The organism is Polynucleobacter sp. AP-Reno-20A-A9 (genome assembly GCF_018882085.1).
Lineage (GTDB): Bacteria > Pseudomonadota > Gammaproteobacteria > Burkholderiales > Burkholderiaceae > Polynucleobacter.
On sequence record NZ_JACVPB010000003.1, the window covers coordinates 64,744 to 84,340 of the forward strand.

Annotated in this window: 16 protein-coding genes and 1 other RNA gene; 5 read left to right on the plus strand and 12 right to left on the minus strand. The window is 44.5% G+C overall.

The window, feature by feature from the left end; genetic code table 11:
* From ICN39_RS03585 to dnaX, 7 genes are all read right to left on the minus strand, one after another.
* Nucleotides 1-3,078: an efflux RND transporter permease subunit gene (locus ICN39_RS03585; protein ID WP_216232729.1), complete on the minus strand. Its 3,078-nt coding sequence runs from the start codon at nt 3,076-3,078 to the stop codon at nt 1-3.
* Nucleotides 3,079-4,338 (minus strand): efflux RND transporter periplasmic adaptor subunit, encoded by a 1,260-nt coding sequence (locus ICN39_RS03590; RefSeq protein ID WP_216232730.1) that lies wholly within the window; start codon nt 4,336-4,338, stop codon nt 3,079-3,081.
* A 9-nt stretch (nt 4,339-4,347) separates the two neighbouring features.
* Nucleotides 4,348-5,811, minus strand: coding sequence for a TolC family protein (locus ICN39_RS03595; RefSeq protein ID WP_255532275.1), 1,464 nt, complete (start codon nt 5,809-5,811; stop codon nt 4,348-4,350).
* 252 nt (nt 5,812-6,063) lie between these two features.
* The gene (locus ICN39_RS03600; protein ID WP_216232732.1) at nt 6,064-7,467 is read right to left on the minus strand and encodes a carbohydrate porin; all 1,404 of its coding nucleotides are present in this window, start codon (nt 7,465-7,467) and stop codon (nt 6,064-6,066) included.
* 247 nt (nt 7,468-7,714) lie between these two features.
* Nucleotides 7,715-8,329, minus strand: a complete 615-nt coding sequence (gene recR, locus ICN39_RS03605) for a recombination mediator RecR (RefSeq protein WP_215321826.1) — start codon at nt 8,327-8,329, stop codon at nt 7,715-7,717.
* Nucleotides 8,330-8,348: 19 nt separating this feature from the next.
* Nucleotides 8,349-8,672, minus strand: coding sequence for a YbaB/EbfC family nucleoid-associated protein (locus ICN39_RS03610; RefSeq protein ID WP_216232733.1), 324 nt, complete (start codon nt 8,670-8,672; stop codon nt 8,349-8,351).
* Between the two features lie 52 nt (nt 8,673-8,724).
* On the minus strand, nt 8,725-10,401 hold the full coding sequence (dnaX, locus tag ICN39_RS03615; protein ID WP_216232734.1) for a DNA polymerase III subunit gamma/tau: 1,677 nt from the start codon (nt 10,399-10,401) through the stop codon (nt 8,725-8,727).
* Nucleotides 10,402-10,433: 32 nt separating this feature from the next.
* Here dnaX and ffs point away from each other — a divergent pair.
* The 4 genes from ffs (at nt 10,434) to ICN39_RS03635 (ending at nt 14,709) form a co-directional block, all read left to right on the plus strand.
* Nucleotides 10,434-10,532, plus strand: an RNA gene (ffs, locus tag ICN39_RS03620) — signal recognition particle sRNA small type.
* Nucleotides 10,533-10,639: 107 nt separating this feature from the next.
* Nucleotides 10,640-11,884, plus strand: coding sequence for a site-specific integrase (locus ICN39_RS03625; RefSeq protein ID WP_216232735.1), 1,245 nt, complete (start codon nt 10,640-10,642; stop codon nt 11,882-11,884).
* 209 nt (nt 11,885-12,093) lie between these two features.
* Nucleotides 12,094-14,121: an AAA family ATPase gene (locus ICN39_RS03630; protein ID WP_216232736.1), complete on the plus strand. Its 2,028-nt coding sequence runs from the start codon at nt 12,094-12,096 to the stop codon at nt 14,119-14,121.
* 285 nt (nt 14,122-14,406) lie between these two features.
* Nucleotides 14,407-14,709 (plus strand): HGGxSTG domain-containing protein, encoded by a 303-nt coding sequence (locus ICN39_RS03635; RefSeq protein ID WP_216232737.1) that lies wholly within the window; start codon nt 14,407-14,409, stop codon nt 14,707-14,709.
* Here ICN39_RS03635 and ICN39_RS03640 read toward each other — a convergent pair.
* The 4 genes from ICN39_RS03640 to ICN39_RS03655 all read right to left on the minus strand — a co-directional run bounded on the left by ICN39_RS03640 (nt 14,706) and on the right by ICN39_RS03655 (nt 17,263).
* A complete protein-coding gene (locus tag ICN39_RS03640) occupies nt 14,706-15,542 on the minus strand; it encodes a hypothetical protein (RefSeq protein ID WP_216232738.1) in 837 nt (278 codons plus the stop codon). The two genes, ICN39_RS03635 and ICN39_RS03640, sit on opposite strands and share 4 nt — an antisense overlap.
* 5 nt (nt 15,543-15,547) lie before the next feature.
* Nucleotides 15,548-16,372: a hypothetical protein gene (locus tag ICN39_RS03645; RefSeq protein ID WP_216232739.1), complete on the minus strand. Its 825-nt coding sequence runs from the start codon at nt 16,370-16,372 to the stop codon at nt 15,548-15,550.
* Nucleotides 16,373-16,459: 87 nt separating this feature from the next.
* Nucleotides 16,460-16,864, minus strand: coding sequence for a hypothetical protein (locus tag ICN39_RS03650; RefSeq protein ID WP_216232740.1), 405 nt, complete (start codon nt 16,862-16,864; stop codon nt 16,460-16,462).
* Nucleotides 16,865-16,891: 27 nt separating this feature from the next.
* Complete coding sequence (locus ICN39_RS03655; protein WP_216232741.1) at nt 16,892-17,263, minus strand: hypothetical protein; 372 nt, start codon at nt 17,261-17,263, stop codon at nt 16,892-16,894.
* 439 nt (nt 17,264-17,702) lie between these two features.
* Here ICN39_RS03655 and ICN39_RS03660 point away from each other — a divergent pair, with 439 nt between their 5' ends.
* Nucleotides 17,703-17,948, plus strand: a complete 246-nt coding sequence (locus ICN39_RS03660; protein WP_216232742.1) for a helix-turn-helix domain-containing protein — start codon at nt 17,703-17,705, stop codon at nt 17,946-17,948.
* A gap of 642 nt (nt 17,949-18,590) precedes the next feature.
* On the opposite strand, the gene ICN39_RS03665 is transcribed toward ICN39_RS03660, so the two are convergent.
* Nucleotides 18,591-19,580 (minus strand): sulfurtransferase, encoded by a 990-nt coding sequence (locus ICN39_RS03665; RefSeq protein ID WP_215363097.1) that lies wholly within the window; start codon nt 19,578-19,580, stop codon nt 18,591-18,593.
* Nucleotides 19,581-19,597: the final 17 nt, after the last annotated feature.

A 19,597-nucleotide genomic window follows, 5' to 3' on the forward strand; every position in this document is an offset into this window, starting at 1 on the left:
TTAAACAAGTCCCTGTTTACGTTTGCCACGCGCTCTCATTGCTGCGTAGATCACTGGCAATACTAGTAAAGTCAAAATCGTAGTAGTTACCATTCCGCCCACAATCACAAGAGCCAACGGACGTTGCGCCTCGGAACCGATCGAATGTGACAAAGCTGCAGGTAGGAGACCTAAGCCAGCCAACATTGCTGTCATCAATACAGGGCGAACGCGCAATGCAGCACCATCTACCATCGCATCTTTCATGGCGCCATGCTCTTCAGCTACGGTTTTATTAATATACGAGATCAAAATCACACCATCTTGAATCGCAATGCCAAAGAGCGATAGAAATCCAAATAAAGCGGAAATACTCAAGGTCTCACCACCAAGATGCAAAGCAATGATGCCGCCAATGGCAGCGAAAGGAACGTTAATCAAAACAATCACTGCATCGCGGAAATTACCCAAGGCAGTTACAAGCAATAAGAAAATGGCAACGAGCGTTAATGGAATGATAACCATGAGCTTTTGTTGTGCAGCCTTCATTTGGTTAAATTGACCATCCCAAGCAATGGTGTAATTCGTTGGCAAAGCTACGTTCTTTTCAACTAAATACTTGGCATCCTCTACAGCACTTCCCAAGTCTCGACCGCGCACACTAAAGATCACAGCGATGTAGCGTTTACCGGCTTCACGATAGATAAAGAATGGGCCATCGCTTAAACGAATATTGGCCACCATGCCTAAAGGAACCTTTTGACCATTAGGAGTATCAATCAATAAATTGGTGACATCCGGAATATCGTTGCGACTAGCCTCATTTAAACGAACAGCTATGCCAAAGGTTTTTTCATCTTCTAGGAAGTTTGAAACTGGTGCACCGCCAATCGAATTTGCAACAACCGTTTGAATATCACTGACATTCACACCGTAACGTGCGGCCATATCACGATCGATCTGAATATTCAAAGTGGGCTGACCCAATTCCTTGAGAATATTCTCATCTTCAATACCGCGTACTTTTTTGAGCTGAGTCACCACCTCATGCGCTTTTTGTGCAAGAACTTCTAAATCAGAGCCAAAGATCTTGACAGAATTTTCCCCTTTAACTCCGGATAAGGCTTCATTCACGTTATCTTGGATGTACTGAGAGAAGCTGTAATTAATGCCTGGGATCTTATCAAGCTCAGCCTGCAGATGCTGCAGCAGAATATGCTTGCTTGTGCCTTTTGGCATCTCCTCAGGAGACTTTAAATACAGGCCATACTCTTGATTAAATACCCCTGTTGAATCTGTACCATCATCAGGGCGACCAATCTGAACGGCAACCTTTTCTAATTCTGGCTGCTTTAAGAAAGTCTCGCGCAACTGATTGGCGACTTTAATGGAGTAATCAAGATCCACCGTATTGGGAAGTGTTACGCGCAACCAAATATTATTTTCTTCTAGGGTTGGTAAAAATGCTGTTCCCAATCGAGTGGCACTTAATAAAGTTACACCCAAAATGAAAATAGAAATTGCAATCACGTGACGTGGATGATCCATCCAATTACGTAATATTGGGCGATAACGCTCCAACATCCACGTAATAAATTTCGGTGGCTCATGATGAAAATTATCCCCAAAGACATACGACATCGATGCGGGTAGGAAGGTCAAACTCAGAATAATCGAGGCCACCAAAGCAAAGCCCATAGTGAAGGCCATTGGCTTAAAGATAATACCTTCAACACCGCCCATTAAAAACAACGGTGAATAAGCCACAATGATGATGCTGGTGGAATAAATCATGGCACGCTGGACTTCGCTAGTGGCCAAAATAATGCTTTGATTGACCCGCTTACCACCCTCTTCCATATGGCGCATCACGTTTTCCGTAATGATCACAGCCGCATCCACAATCACACCGAAGTCAATTGCTCCTAGCGAGATCAAATTCGCTGGCACATTGAATATATACATCATGATGAAAGAGAAACATAGCGCCAACGGAATCACAGCGGCAACGACTGCGGCAGCGCGGAAGTTACCTAAAAATACATAGAGCAATACCAGAACCATGGTGATACCAAAGAACATGGTGTGCTTCACAGTGCCTACAGTGATGTCCAGCAACACCTGTCGGTCATAGAAAGGCCTTACCTGAATACCGGGTGGCAAGATGTGATTATTGACGTTGTCAATTTTTTCACGCACGCGAGCTAAGACTTCTGAGGCATTTTCACCGCGACGTAGATAGACTATCCCTTCAACAGAGTCTGGATTGCTATCGAACTGAAACAGGCCCAAGCGGGGTGCATTACCAATAAGAACAGTAGCAATATCGCCAATTCGAACTGGTACGCCCTTATTGACTGCAACAACTACTTGTTTGATATCAGCAATATTCTTCAGTAGGCCCACACCGCGCACGACAAACTGTTGCTCGCCACTTGGCAATATGCCACCACCCGTGTTGTCATTCGCTTTCGTTAGTGCATCGATCACCTGAGGCACAGTCACCCCTTTGGACTGAAGGCTTTCTGGGCTAACAATGACTTGATATTGGCGAACTTTGCCACCAAAGGAAGAAACATCAGCAACCCCTGGAGTTTGCTTGAGTTCTTTATAGATTTCGTAGTTTTGTAAGGTCTTAAGACGTGTAGGTGACGCGTAATCAGAAGTCACCTGGTAACGCAAGATTTCACCAGTCGCATCTGAATCTGGACTAACACTGGAACTTACCCCTGGCGGAAACGCCACATTGCCTAAATTGGTAATGAAGATTTGGCGAACTTTAAAGGGGTCGGCATTGTCATTGAACTTCAACGTAACAACGGACAAGCCAAACAGGGATACTGAGCGAAACGCTTTAACCCCCGGAATGCCAGCTAAGGCATTCTCAACTGGAATAGTGACTTGTTGCTCGACTTCAGTTGTACTTCTCCCTGGCCATTGGGAAATCGCCTGAATCGTCAGCGGCGCCACTCCTGGGTATGGCTGAATCGGTAATTGTTTTAAGCTAAATGTGCCAAGCACCAACAGCACAGCAGCGGCAAATAAAATAATGACGCGCTTATCTAAAACTCCCCGAATGAAGGAGGTTACAAAACTCAATTATTCCTCCTGCTTGGCAAAACGGTCGTTCAATAGAACCGCGCCATCAGTTAAGACCAACATTCCAGGCTCTAGACCCTCAGTTACTGCGAAACGCTTGCCATCAAGATCGTAGCCTTTCACAGAAAAACGGCGAAAGGTGTCTTTAGATGTTTTGATGATGACATAACGCATCTCACGTACCCGCACAATCGCTGACTGCGGAACGACAACAGCCTCTGCCTCGCCTGTCTTAAGTTTTGCACTGACATACATATCAGGACGTAAGAAACCATCGGTATTTTCAACATCACAGCGTATGAGCAAAGCATGTGTCTCTGGATCAATTGCTGGCGCAATGTAATTAGCTTTAGCAATAAATTCCTTATCAGGATAGGACTCGGAACGTAGCACCATGGTCTGCCCTTTTTGAATCTTCCGAATATCCTGCTCGTACACATTACCTAAGAACCATAACTCTTTAGGGTTTGCCAAGGTCACCAAGACATCGCCAGCATTCACTATCGATCCTGGCTCGATAGAACGCTTTACCACCACTCCCTGTAAAGGAGAGCGCATCACCAGGTTGTATTGGGTTTTTCCACTTTTATCTAAAGTCTTAATATCTCCATCACTCGCCCCTAGATTACGCATCCGGTTAGCTGCAGCTTGCTGAGTAATTTGAGCATCGCCCAGCAGATCACTCATTGTCTTGTTTGCTTCAAGCACTTTAGCGGTCTTAGACGACAATAAATACTCTTGTTGCGCAGAAAGAAACTCAGGGCTATAGAGCTCCACTACTGGAGAGCCGACTTCAACTGGTGCACCATCAAAAGCATAGATACGCTCAACCCTACCCGAGGCTCTAGCGGAGAGCACTTTAGATTTTTCAGCATTAAATGCAAGGCGACCCGGAACATTTAATTCAACAGGTACTTGAGTTTTAACTGCATCTTGGAAAATATATATGTTGGGATTGAGATCTACACCTGGGAGCTTTAACTCCATTGCACCGGTGTTTTCAATCGATAAAGTCTTAGCTGTTTTTTCCAGCTTAACCGGACGGTTCACGTTAACGAATAAACCAATCACAATACCCAGCATCAAAATAGAAACACAAATAATGACTAAGCGGAGGCGCGCACGCGTCTCTGGTGGAAGCGCCCAGTATGAGCGATGAATCTCATTGGTATTGGCGGCAATGCGAGCAGTAAATTTATCCCTTAGCTTCTGAATCTCTTCGGAAGCTCGCTTGAGGATATTGGTTAGCTTGTCCTTCAAAACAACTCCTTAAAAAGGTTCTTTGCCAGCAGAAACCAGCAAGACTGCCTGGGATTGCATCAAATTTGCTTCAGCCAAAGCCAGTTGCACCTCTAAATTACGCAACTGCGTCTGTGCCGTCAATAAATCATTAAAGCCTTGACCGTTATTGGAATACTGAATTAATCCTACCTTGTAAGCAGCATCTGCTTGTGGTACTTGGCGATCTTTCAAAAACTGGGTTTGATTCTTAGCCTGCTCATAAGCAGCATAAGCAGTATTCACAGCAAGCACGATTTGCTGACGATTAGAGATATTGCCCGCCTCAGCAGCTGCTTGATTGCGCTGCGCCTGCTCTACCCCGTACTTTTCCTTGGTAAAGAAATACAAAGGAATGATGAGATCCAACTCTAACTGGTAGAACAGTGCGCCATTGTTTGCGGAAAATGGACCACGCGGTGTGTAAGATGAACCAATCACTTGGAAGTCTGGCAAATAAGCTTTCTTAGCAAGATCCACACCCTTACGTGCAGCATCCAATTGCAGCGCGGAACTCTTTAAAGCAGGATGACTGCTTTCAGCATAGTCTTCAAGCTCAATTAATGTAGGTACACCATTCATAGCACGACGCACATCACCACGGAGTACAAGCTTCTCACGGGAGTGGCGACCCACTAAGGTATTAATACTATTGATAGCAACTTGAAGTTGACGGTCAACATTAAATTGATCGGCTTCAGCAGCACTTTGTGCCACTTGCGCATTCAGATACTCAACATAAGCTGCAGCATTATTCGCATAACGGGCCTTAGCTACATTCTTAATCATCTCCAGTCGGATGACAGACTCTTTAAGAACCTGTAGTTGCTTTTGTGAGGCGAGTGCGCCATAGTAAAGACTGGAAAGCTGCGCACCTAACTGCAAATAGGTCGCTTCTGACTGAGCCAATAAAGCCTCTGCATTTGTATCGGCAATATTCGCTGCTAAGCTTTTTTTGCCTGGAAACTGAAAAGGTTGCGCAATCGAAATAGCATTGTTACTGCTGATACCTCCAGGGTATTGCTGTGATGGTGCATTTGCCCCACCTAAAGCAAGCGGAGAATTCACCGGCATACCTGACCACACCAATCCTACTTGCGGATTGGCTGGCGCATTAATTTGTGGAACAGTCGCCTTAGCAGATAAGTAAGACTCACGCAATGAAGATAATTGCGGATTATTCGCCTTGAGCTCATTCCAAAGCTGGCGCAAATCCATCTCCGTTGGTCCAGATGCAATAGGCTTGGTATAAATTTTTGGAGTATTTGCTTTTGTGACTGGAGCAAACATTTCGGCTGCCTTAGAGCTAGCGCCAAGTTGCGCACCAATGGATGGTGGCGCTGCTAATGAAGTATCGTTAGACTGAATGGTCACGCTTGCTGGAGCGCTATCTGCAGATGACTGAGAAAACGCTGAAATAGAAAAAGTAGAGGCGCAAAGAACAAAGGCTGCCATTGCAAATGGAGTCACTCTTTTGAGCGGTGTAGCTACGCTAGTTTTGTGTTTGCCGAGAATCAACAAAAGCGGCTGCCTCTAAATCAATAAAAATGCTGTTTTTATAGCCCCAGATGCGGATTTAGAACTAGTCCAACACCGTTTCCGAGGGTTTTAAGGATTATAGGGGACAAATGCCAAAAGTCGAATTATTGACAATTGCTATCTTATTGATTCTAAACATAATAATTATGGCTAAAGTCATTAAAACTCCTAAAACTCGGCGTGGATCCTAAAAGAGAGGATATTTACAGGTCCACGGGCCGCGTTATAGGCCGGATTATTGATGTGCTGGAAGTTCAAACCTGCCAGAACATTTTTAATCACAGTCGCGTTGTAATACACCTCACCAATACGCTCTGGACGATAAGAAATTGTCTGTCCTGGACCGGCATAGTCACCAATAAAGTAGGACACTCCGCCAGACTGTAAGTAATTCTTCCGATAGCTTGATAAGCCGTTTTGCATCATTGAAATACCAACGGTATCTTTTGGACGACTCCAACTTTCGCCATTCAGTCCCATACCTACCGATAAAGAATTATCCGCTTCAGTGAAGGACATGGTTTCGGTATGCCCATCCGATGTAAATGCGCGGCCATAAATCCCGAGATCTTTGGTTAATGCTTGCTCACCATTAATGCCAATACCCGTTTTGTATTGATAGTTGGTGCGCACATTATTAATGGCTTGTGTACCTTGCGCATTGTTGGCAATTACGTAATTAGTCGCATCAGAAAAACGCGCCAAGATCATTTTATTGCGATAAGCAAGCACACTCACCTTACCAGGCAAGTCGGCAATTTGATGTTGGCGCTCAACCTCAACTTGATCGCCGTAAGTATTAAAGATTTGCCAATTGAGATCTCTACCATTCGGAGTCTTTGGAGCAAGCATACGTCCAGCACGCATCACCCAATTACCCAGGTACCACTCGCCCGCCAAGCCAGTACTGTAGCCACGCGCATCGGCTGCATAGTCATAGGCTAGATAGGTCATATTGCCCCAGTTCATAAACTGCACGCGAGGATCCTTAGCGTAACGACTGTCGTCAAAAATATCCAATGTAGAAAACTGACCGGCGGTGACTACAACGCGATTACTGCTTACTGTTTGGGTAATTTGATTGGCTTCGTTTTCCAGAACAATCTTATCGCCCTCCTGATTAAAAGTCTGACGCAAAAAAGCACGGGCAGAATAAAACTTTGCTTGAGCCCCAGTCGCTTTGGTTGCTTCACCGTTGGTAAAACCGGCGAGACCTACCAAGCCTGAAAACGGTACGCCAGAAACAACTTCGGGGTTGAAGTAGATGTCGGTATTAGGAGCTAAGCGTGCACCAAAAAATAAAGTGCCAGACCAGGTATAACTCATCGAATTTAAGTCAGATAAACTATTTTGTCCTGAATAAGAGGATGTGAAGTTGTTATAACGCTGGTTGATATAGGTTGTTTGACCATGCACGTTTACCGGCAAACCAAGGACCTCGCCCTCGGTTGGCAAGCCCTCAATAGCTTCTGCAAAACTCGCAACTTGGTCGGCACCTGACCCTGCCCGCTGTGCATACACAGAAGCAGTGACAAAACTTAACAAGAGAATGAGCAAAAGCTTGCGGGTCATTCACGATTTCTGATGAGGTTGCTAAACCTAGTGGTTATGGCAACAGATTGAAGGAAAAATCTGTGCTCTCACGGCCTGGGATTGAAGCCCAAGGGTGGTGCAGCCCAAATTATCCCCAAAAAGAGGCAATTTACCTAGTCTTTATGTCCTAGAGATGACAGATCGAGGATCAATCACTGATAGATTGGGCTCGAATTAGTCTTTGGGTGTGCCCCGAAAACAACTCACCACCCGGAACGAAGAAGAATTAGCGGCGATCCATTAAGGCGCGAGCCAAGGTGCCGGCATCCACATACTCTAGCTCACCACCCACTGGGATACCTCGCGCGATGCGAGTGACCTTGATACCTTTCGACTTGAGTACTTCACCAATGTAATGCGCAGTGGCCTCACCTTCACTCGTGAAATTCGTAGCCAAGACCACTTCACGAATCGGTACACCGGTATCGGGAATCTCAATGCGATTGAGCAATCGATCAAAGCCAATTTCGTTTGGACCCATGCCATCGAGTGGTGAGAGACGACCCATCAATACAAAGTAATTACCTTTGAAACTGAGTGTCTGCTCCACCATCACCTGGTCTGCAGGCGTTTCCACAATGCACAGCAATGAAGGATCACGGCGACCATCGGAACAAGTACTACAAACCTGGGTCTCTGAAAACGTATTGCAACGCGCGCAGTGTCCAACAGTTTCTACTGCTTCACCCAATGACTGAGCAAGGACTGCTGCACCATTACGGTCATGTTGTAACAAATAGAACGCCATGCGCTGCGCTGACTTGGGGCCTACCCCAGGCAGAACGCGTAATGCCTCGATCAATCGACCGAGTGCATCTTGAGGAGCTTCTATGCGTGCCATTAAATATTCAGGTTCTTATTTAGAGTGGCAACTTAAAGCCAGGAGGCATAGGCATACCAGCAGTGGCGCCAGACATCATCTGGGCACTTGCCGCTTCCACCTGTTTGAATGCTTCTGTGTAGGCAGTCACGATGAGGTCTTCCAACATCTCACGATCGTCCATTGCACCCGGATCAATCTGCACGCGTTTGAGTTCGTATTTGCCAGAAATGCTTACTTTAACCAGACCACCAGCCGCTTGGCCAGTCACTTCCAACGCAGCCAATTCGGCTTGCGCAGTTTTCATCTTCTCCTGCATCTGCTGAGCCTGTTTCATGAGGCCAGCAAGTCCACCTTTCATCATCGCTTTATTTCCTTAGTGGTATTACTTATGATTTATGAAAATTGATATTGAATTAAAGAGGTTTCACAGAACCGCCAACTACCTTGGCACCAAACTCTTTTTCTAATTGTTGAATAAATGGATCGGCCGCAATCATTTGCTCCGCATTCACTCTCTTCTCTTGATGAATCTGGGCATCAACTTTAGCAACAGTCTTGCCTTCTACTTCGCCCTTCTCAATCACGATCTTGACGGGCTTGCCAAAGTGAGTGGTGAGCGCATCAGCCAAACGGCCAACAGAAGCGTCAGAAGCTAACTGCGGCATTGGCGTAACGATGGTTGCACGCACTCCAGCAGGTGAATCGCTCCAATCTTGCAACTCTGTCTGGAATGCTAACTGCTGCACCATCCCTTTAACGGGTAACTGACGCATCAAGGCATGCCAATCAGGACGCTCGGCAGAACTGGCTGCGGAAATTTGTGCAGCCGGTGCTGACGGTGTCGATACTGGAGCGGCAGGCGCAGCTGCTCTTGCAGCAGGTGCTGGTGCAGATGCTTTTGGAGCCGGGGCCACTGGACGAGCAGTATTTACTGGCGGAGCCGATGGAGATGATGGTGCTGAAGGAGAATTGCCTCCTCCACTGCTATTGCTTCCGGGACGAAACGCCAACATACGTAACAGCGTCATGGCAAAGCCAGTTTGCTCATCCGGTGCCAGCGATAAATCTGGGCGGCTAGTAATCGTGATTTGATAGAAGAGTTGCGCTTCTTCTTTTGTGAGCTGGCCAGCTAAACGACGAATCTCGCCTGCTTCTGGCCAATCTTCTAAAACAGATTCTGGAACAACTTGCGCTGCTGCAATTTTTTGCAACAGGCTTGAAAGATCTTGCAATGCTAATGAGAAAGACATACTGCGCTCACCCATTTCGTTTGCGACTGCGAGCAGGCTTGCACCATCTTTAGCAATCAAACAATCCAAAATGCGGATGAGATAAGCATCATCTAATGTGCCGAGCATGCCACGTACAGATTCTTCGCTAACTTTGCCAGCCGCATAGGCAATAGCCTGATCAGTTAGCGATAAAGCATCGCGCATTGAACCTTGAGCTGCCTTGGCAAGAACACGCAAGGCATTGACTTCGCATTCCACTTTTTCTGCAGCAAGCACTTTTTCTAAATGCTCAACGATGAGTGGTACTGGCATTTGCTTGAGGTTGAACTGCAAGCAACGAGACAAGATAGTTACTGGGATCTTTTGTGGGTCAGTAGTCGCCAGAATAAATTTGACGTGCTCTGGCGGCTCTTCCAAAGTTTTGAGCATGGCATTAAAGGCATGATTGGTGAGCATGTGCACCTCGTCAATCATGTAGACCTTATAACGCGCATTGCTGGGTGCGTAAGCTGCTTTTTCTAGGAGCGCAGCAATATCATCAACACCACGATTGCTTGCAGCATCCATCTCTATATAGTCAACAAAACGGCCCGCATCGATTTCCATGCAGGCTGGGCATTTTCCACAAGGCTCTGAAGTCATCTTGCCGGAACCATCGGATCCCGTGCAATTGAGGGCTTTAGCCATAATTCGGGCAATCGTGGTCTTACCTACTCCACGGGTACCCGTAAAGAGCCATGCGTGGTGCAGGCGACCCTGATCCAAAGCATGGGTTAAGGCCTTAACCACATGGTCTTGGCCGACTAATTCAGAGAAGGTTTTGGGGCGCCACGAACGGGCTAATGCCAATGCTGTCATGTCTTACATTCTAACAAGCTAAAATGGAATTGGATGGGCCTCCCCGCATGGTGGGTTGGATAACCTGGTCAGGTCGGGAACGAAGCAGCCAAACCCAATTTCTGCCAGTGCCGGGGGTTTGGCTCATCCACCCTATTTATAAGTCTTTGTTTGTGTTGGTTTTTATTTTGACAACAAAGATTTGTGTCACTTTGCTGTGTCACCCAGAGGCATTAACTGCTTTTTACTGGGGTAATGCATGGCTCATTCAAATGGTATTTTTAAACGTGGAAGCTCTCACTATCTTCGGGTAGCACTACCGCTATCTCACGCACTGCGTCATCAATATAAAAGTGGCAAAGTCATTATTTCACTAGGAGCATGCAGCTATCGAGAAGCGCTCACGGCAGCGGCTATTAAACGAGCACAGATTCTTGAGGCCAAGGAGCCAATCACAAAAAACTTAGCACCACTAAGCGGCATCCCATCCACATACTACCTTCGCGATATCTATGACCGTTGGATTAAATCAAAACCCCTTAGTAATGATGCAATCAACACCTGTATGCGGGCACTTCTCTTATATGAGGAGCAGACTAATAACCCTCCACTTCATTTGCTAACTAGAGCACAAGGCGATAACTTTAGGGCGTGGCTTCAAGAACCAGAGCGAAAAACCTCCAGCAAAACAGCCTATGACCGATTTACATGGGTCAAAACATTACTTAAATATGCCTACAGAGATTTGGAAGTCATTAGCCGCCACCCATGGGAAGGAATCATTCTCTTCAAAGAAACGACAAACCAACGCCGACCATGGAGCAATGCAGAACTTCAGACTCTGTTTGGGCAACCGCTATTTCAGAAATATGAACTACCCAAAGACTGGCGATGTGGCAAAGATGCTGCGTACTGGATCCCGCTGCTTGGACTATATACAGGAGCTAGATTAAGTGAGTTAGCGCAATTACGCACAGTAGATATATTGAGTGCGGGTGAAATATCCTCGATCTGCATTACCAACCTAGGAATCAATCAGCAATTAAAGACTTTGGCAAGCAAACGAACCATCCCTATTCACAGCGCATTAATAGAGCTTGGATTTCTTGAGTATGTAGAAAAAATAAAAGCGCTCGGCAGGGATTCATTATGGCCAGAGCTAAAACAACGCAAAAACAAGCCTGGGGGATATTTTTCCAATTGGTTTGGGGAATACAAGGCACAGATTGGGCTAGCGGGTTACCCAGACTTTCATTGCTTTAGACATACTGTCAGAAGTCAGCTTGGTGAAGCAGAAGTTCCAGAACATGTGATTGACTCAATTCTTGGGCATGAAATTAAAGGTAGTACGGGGGCAAAAATCTATACACACAGAACACTAAACACCCTTAAAAACGCCATTGAAAAGCTAAATTATCAGAAAATTCCTTGCGCCATCCATGTTAACGAGCAAAAAAATTTGGGTAAAAGCAACACGTTGCACGCATTTCAGCATGGGTTATAAATGTAAATTAAAATGTGCATGTGCGGCGGTATTGCACAGACCGTTGTAGGGGATGGCAGTCCCAGAATGCAATGCGCATAGAAACAGGCCAGCATGCTAATGCTCCAACAAGCACAGCAGCTACAAAAAAATGGTCTCCAACAGCGTTGGGGGTCTGCTATTTGTATCTCGATCTCCAACATTCTTAATAGTGTTTTGGAGATTAAAAAATGTCTTTCCTATATTCCCGTGGTACTGATATGTTTGATAACGCACCGGCTCAAATGGTAGCGGATAGTTTTAGTAATTTTGCTGAAGCTATTGCCAACGATAAAAGCTCTCGCAAAGGGCTAACCTATATATGCTCTCCTCTCTCTGAAGGCATTCATTATGAAAAGCCAGCGGAATATTTGGGCATTGCTAATTGGCGCCTAAAAAACTATGGTTTGCCACGTCAGTTTTTACCCTTTGATTTCGATGGGTTTGAAAGCCCAGAGATATTTGACCAAGTCTGTGAGTTATTGCGCGCCTATGACTGCCTCATATACACAACTGCCTCTCACTCAGAGGGTGCGCCCAGAGCGAGAGCAATACTCGCTCTTAACAGAGCTACAGAACCCGAAGAAGGAGAGCAACTTGGACGAGCAATGCAAATGCATATTGAATCTGAGATAGGTATTGGCAAAATTAAGTTTGACACATCTGTTTATCGAGCAACTCAACCCATCTTCACACCTGTAACTACCTCCGAAATCATTCGTCACAATGGTATGCCTCTAGATGTGGATAAAGTTTTGAATGACTGCCCCGCTACGAGAAGCCGATCAACAGACACAATTATTGAGACCCTAACTTCAATAAACAGACCTACATTTCAGCTACCTAACTCCGCCATAAGTGAGGGCAACAGAAATGAGATGATGCTTCGATACGTTGGGCATTTACGTGGGCGGGGTTTTAAAGAAGATGAGATTGTGGCTCTAGCAATGGCGCTGAATAAAGCCCAATTTTCTCCTCCGTTAGATCACGCCGAAATCTTGGATATTTGCAGTCGATATCAACATCAAAGTCGAGAACTAGGTAATGAATTAGGAAGCACACAATCTCCAATTTCAATGTATACATTTTTCAAGCAATCAGAAGGTGACCTCGAAATACAAGCCATGCCACCCCCAAAGCGTAGCTATGTTTTTTCCGATCAAGTTCCCATGGGTACGATGTGCGTTCTTGGTGGCTCTGGTGGCGTATCTAAAACAATGCTCGCTTTGCAAATGGCCATTGCCTCTGCTTGCGGTAAAGATTTAGGGCATATTCAAGTTGCAGAAGGTACGTCATTGCTTTTTTTAGGCGAGGAAGATAAAGCCGAACGAGACAGAAGGATCGGAGCAATATGTTCTTATATGCACGCAGACCCTAAGCTTGTGCAAAAAAGAGTTAAATGCTTTGGTGCCGCTGGAATTGATATGCGTCTAACCCAAAAAACAGATGGTAATGTGCAAGCCACCATCTTAGGCAACAAAGTCACTCAGATGGCACAAGAACATGCAGCATGGTCTGGATCCCCTTTAAGAATTATTGTCTTTGACCATGCGCGATTGGTACTCGGTGGCGATCCAAATGATGCGGAGGATGTAACCCAACTTACACGGGTCCTAACGCATATCGCCAAAGAAACAGGAGCAGCTGTCTTTTTATTAGCCCACAGCCCTAAATCGGTCATGGCAAAAAAGGGGGATGAAATGAACTCGGGTGATATTGCAGGCTCTTCAGCATTTGTTGACAATAGCCGTGCAAGCTTCATGATGTGGACTATGCGTGATGACGAAGCAAAAACTCACCATGTACCCTCATCTGAACGCACTGAATATGTAAGATTGGAAAATGTTAAGGCTAACTATGCACGCACTGGGGGTGGGTATTGGCTGAAAAGAGTTTACATGCCAGATTGGGATGTAGCCTTACTAGAGCCTGTTTATCTTCACTCTAAGAGCCTATTTCAAGCTAAGGGAATTAGCGACCTCCAAGATAAGATTTTGCGTGAGTTACGCAAAAGACATGGGGGTATTTCTGAGCGCAGGTTAAGGGATATGGCAGGTAAAGATGGCGTACTAAATGCATCCGATACCAAAGTGCGAGCAGCTATTGATGCAATGCTTGAAGAAGGCCTTATCGAAAGACGTCCACCAACAACCGAAGAAAAGAATTTACACAAGTTAGCGGGTCAAGTTCGTGAGGTTCTGGTTGCCTGTACACCCTAACTAGATAGGCAGTGGGGTACACCACAAGACTGGTTGCCCCACACTTTTCTCAATCTTTTCAGCAACTTAACATATGCATAAGAAGTACATAAAATACCCCCGAAAACCCCACATTTTCCACAATAAAAACAATCACTTATGTGGGATAAATACCCTTACGTCCCTAGCGGGACGATTACCCCGCATAGGACAGGTATGTATTAGCTGCCTAGGGGGCAATACGGTCATGACTTTGACGAAACCCCGTCATTCCACCCTGAACGACCCCCTAAATGGTCTTGCCATATGAGTCAAATTCAAAACCCAGAACCTATATTGATAACTGCAGGCGGCAAGATTGTATGTCGCAGATGCAAGGCACGGTCATCCAGAACCAAACTCCAATGCTCAAAACCAGCCTTAAAAGGCAAAGCGGTATGCGGTCATCATGGTGGCTATAGCACAGGCCCTAAAACCCAAGAGGGCAAAGATAGAATTCGTGCCGCTCACTGGAAAGATGGCAGTGAAACCCTTGAGGCTAAAGCTGAGAGAAAAAAGAAGTTTGCCGAGTTGAATCAGTTAGCGGCCGCTCTAGGATTGAAGCCCTAGAAAGAGTCGTCGTAATCATTCCATGCTGAAGTATCAACCACGAAAGTGTCGTCCATTAAAGTCAAGCTAACGGGACTGGCTACATCGCTAAACAATTGGCATTTAAATGAAAATTCATCAAACATCAGAATTCCATCACCCTTACGCACGTTAGAGTTAGATCCCCATTGCAATTCAGCAGTAATTATCCCTGTCGCCTGAAAAATAAGTCTCTCATGATCAATGGAGACTATCTCCACCCCATCAACATAGAGCTCATCGATACTATGATGCGGTGCAAGTCTATCAATTGATTCAATAGTTTCAGATATGGTTTGGTTGATCAAAATCATATCAACTTTTTCAATCACTGATTCAATGAGCTCATATCGACACTCTGCAATAGCGGTACACCATCCATTAATTGCACCTTCAATCTCCAAAACTAAATCATTGACCCGATCACAATCTATTGAAAACGTCTCGGGCTGAATATGAGTAAATTTACTTAATTCATCAATCGCCTTTATGAGCCTTCTATGCATTGATATTGTTTGGATGCCCAATACATTTTGTATGTACTCATCCGAAATTCCACCCTGAACAATGTAGTAAGCTCGTTGACCCCTGCTTATGCCACACTTTTTTCCCGTCACATTTGCATACCAACTCGATTTCAACACATTTTGATCGGGGGCTAATCTCATATTGAGATGGCGAATCAATTCTCTCAAGGCATAAGAAAAATTATTAAAACGTAATGGATTAGAAAAATCCCTCAGATTTTTATATGCCGCCTCGTACAAGCGCTCCTCAAAATCACCCTTAAGTAGCTTGCATAGTTGAGCCGTCATATGGTCTAGGCCTCGGGATCAAAAGTATCCTCATCATAGTAGTTCATGATGGTGTAGACCTTTGGTTGACCTTTAATTGTTTGAACTTTTACGTCGACTATGTATGCCAATTCATGCCACGGCTTGGAAAATTTTTCACTTCCAGCCATCATTGCTCTTTTTACAGCATTATTCTCAAAGATAACTTTAATTGGGGAGTCTGAAATTGCTTCAATAATCGCTTTATTTCCTGTATCCGAGCTATTGTCAAACTTAGCTTGATACCATGTCATAACACACTTTCGGTGAACGCTATTATCAGGCTCATCCATCAATTCAATTTCACGACGAATTCTATTTTGCACGGCATTTGCTTCGGAAGAAGATACAAATATCTGTTGAATTTTATTGTTATCGCCAGATACCGAAAGCACCATCTGAGAGCCCTGATCTTTTGCAACCGGCTCTAAAATATCATTCCATTGGCGTAAATCTTGCTTGGTAATATTTTTGGGGGCGATAGAAGCTTTGCCACTCAGCCAATCAATTACTGATTTCGAATAATTTAACCATTCTCCCAGCGAGCCACTGGACCATAAAAGTGAAACTAATGGTAACGATTGAGCTACAAGCTCAACAACTATCGATCCAGATCTAACTTCTTTAACAAATAACCCGCTACCTATTTCATCGCCCTTGCCCACTTCATTTTCAATAAATTTCTCAAACTGTTGAGAAACCCCTAAAAGCGCAACAGTTAAGTCAGCAAGCATCACTGGTTGCTCATTATTAATTCGTATTTCAAGTCTTTTACTAAAATCCAACTCTAGAATTGGTGTTTTTATGTTCACTCGTAACTCCTTGAATGATGGGGAAATTCAAGGACATTCTATCTTTAATCAGACATTTAATTATAGAAATTAAAGCTTATGGAGACTTTATTTCAAATTCCCAATTGTTTGGAGTGATTTAAACCAAGCTGGGTATTGTTCTGGTTTCATGCCAAATCTTTTAAATGCATCTTCCTCGATCACAGGGTCAAAGGGTTTATCACTTAAAAAAGGGTATAAATCCATCGGTCTGGGCTCAGGTTTTACGCCAGTCGCCAACGACACAAAAGACTTCCAAGCGCCGTAATTTCTCCTGGGGTTATCTTTAATTCCAATATGCAGAAATTCACTCAATGGCATTCGAATTGAACATCGTTGACACACCACCATATCAACTGGCATCTGAATTTTTGGGACAGGGCCTCTAAGATCAATCAAATCATAAATTGGTTGAATATGTCCCTGCCCACATCTGGGGCACTCATAATATTTATATGAAGAGATTCGAGTCATATCGAGCTAATTTGAATGCACAACAATCTAGTTGCCAAATATACTCTTATGAATGTCGGACATTGTGGGTGTATCTCTAAAAAATATTCCGTGACTTGGCAGCTCCTTAACTAGCTTCGAGAATTCGAATTCATTAATTGATCCGTCATTATTAGTAATTTTCTTTAATGAATTACGCAATTCGCTACTGAGCGCCATTACTGCACAAGCAGACGTAACCGCCCTTTCCTGCGAAGGGGAAAGCTTAATCTTCCCAAGGCGCAGTGTCTCATTGATTTTTCCCAAAATACTATCCGCACTCATTGCTGATGATAGTCTTTTATTCATCTCTGCAGCAGAAGCAATAAAGACAAACTCTACATCCTCCCAACCCATCTCTTTTTTAAATAAACCAAACATCTTTTCCCCTTTAATGCATAAGCTTCAATCTACCAATAGGTGTTTTAAGTGCCATCAGTTAGTTACAGCTGGTGTAATTTCCCTGTGTTGTACATGTGTAATTCCTGCCCCCGATGTTGTAGTTTCTTATCGCAGGAGCTGAGCTACCACCCCCACTGCCCATCATTGAGGTACCCATACCCATTAAGGCCATCCCCTTTTGCTGCTCTCGATTAATTGCTGACACATAGCAAGACGCATATTCATTGGTACCAATCTGAAGTCCAGCATTTCTGCAAGTCCTCTGGGCAATTTCAGCATTTGAGGCGCACCCAAATAGCATCAACGAGAAAACTCCTATTAATAAGTTTTTTTGCATGACCATCCCTTGTAAGAAATATATTTATTTGGGTATCATCTCCCGTGGTTTTAAATACGTCAATAGGGAAATATCTCCCTTATGGCAAAACCCTCTCCGACCTATAGCGGCTCAAAGCAACTTGTTGCCCTAGGCAAAACCATCAGGGCAATTAGACTAGAAAACGGCCTCTCCCAAGAGGCATTAGCCAACGAAATTGGTATTGACCGTAGTTATATGGGTGGTATCGAGAGAGGCGAGCATAACGTAGCCATCATGAATCTAAGCAAAATTGCCAAAACCCTCAAAATTAAGGCATCGGAATTACTTGCCGCAGCAGGTCTTTAGCCTAGAGTCAAATATTTGACATGACCTCATGAATTTTGTGATGTGGTTACAAAATCCTGATCCATATATATTAGAGGTCTTATCTGTATTTAGGCGGGTGCGGGATGGGTGGGGGTTCGATATTCCAATATGAAGAAGCAAAACCGCTTTGTGGGGATAAAAAGATTTGTCTGCCTGTGTCACCTAACTGTGTCACTTATCAACGAAATTTAGGTCTTTGAGAGATTAAAATTGCCTTTTTAAAAAAACTTAATTAACATATAAGCCCTATGCTGTATGGGTTTTCACACAAATTCGGGAACGAAGCAGCCAAACCCAATTTCTGCCAGTGCCGGGGGTTTGGCTCATCCACCCTCCTCCAGGAATTCAGAAGATCTTCAGAACCCTGAAAATTCCCCAAATTATCCAAATAATCAGCAAAACCAGAACAGTTCGTGCATCCAGCGAGATTCTGAATAACTGCAGCTGTTTATGGGAACACTCAATAGACACTCGCAAAGCTGATCCCCTCTATGTAGAAAGATTCAGCGTAGAGGTTTTAGATGACGATAAATAGTGAGTCCGGATGATTTAAGCGTAAGAAGAGAGCAATCTTGGTGCAGCATTACCTCCACCAAGAATTGAGCCTCTATTTAAATTGCATCAGTTGTTTTTATTTTTTAAAGCCTCTTCTAGCTGATTGATTTTATTTTGCATTGCAGTCATCTTTGCATTAAGCGCACCAACGTTTAAGAAAGTCTCATCGGCAACTGGCGCTTTGAGGTTGTTACCCCAGCCCAGCCATGAAGAGTCGTATACCTTGACCTTCTTAAAGCCCAAAGACTTCAGCACTGTGGCAGTCTCAGAAGCCCGCACACCACTTTGGCAATAGACCACGGTTTCTTTATCAGGATCGAGATTGGCATACAGTTTTTTTAGATCTGTTTGATTTTTTAGCGCCATGCCAGAGTTATCGGCAACTTGTTTCTTGCCTAGCTTGATCGCAGTTGCTGGGTCTTGCCAATTGTCCTCGAAGGGGATATTGGTGGCATTGGGAATATGGCCACCCCGAATCGTCCGCACATCCTTACCCGAGAACTCGTCGGGCGTTCTGGCATCAATGATTTGCACGGATTTCGACTGGGCAAGCTTGAGCATCTCCTCATTACTAACAACCAATTGAGGCTGCGGTACTAGCACTACCGATACTGGTGGTAAAGTTTGGCGCTCTTTTTGAATTGGTAGGCCAGCTTGTTTCCAGCCATCAATACCATCATGGTAAATCTGCGCGTCCTTTCCACCAAAATAATTAATGGTGTAAAGGCCAAAATAAGTATATGGATTGCCGCGTGCGCCATAAACCACAACATCTTTATTTACATCTAAACCAGCAGCGTTAAAAATCTTTTGAATTTGTTCTGCAGGGATGTAGTCTTCTTTATTTGGGTCCCGCAGTACATTACCGATCTCACCAATATTAATCGCACCTGGGATGTGGCCATCTAAGTAACTTTTTTCATCGCGTACATCCCAAATAATCGCACCGCGAGCAATTGCCTGCTGCATTTGATCTGTTTGAATGATGGCTATTTTTTGCTGGGCAAATGCCATGGAAAAAATGGACGCTAATACGATTGCCAATAGTGATTTCACGATACTTCCTTGGATTA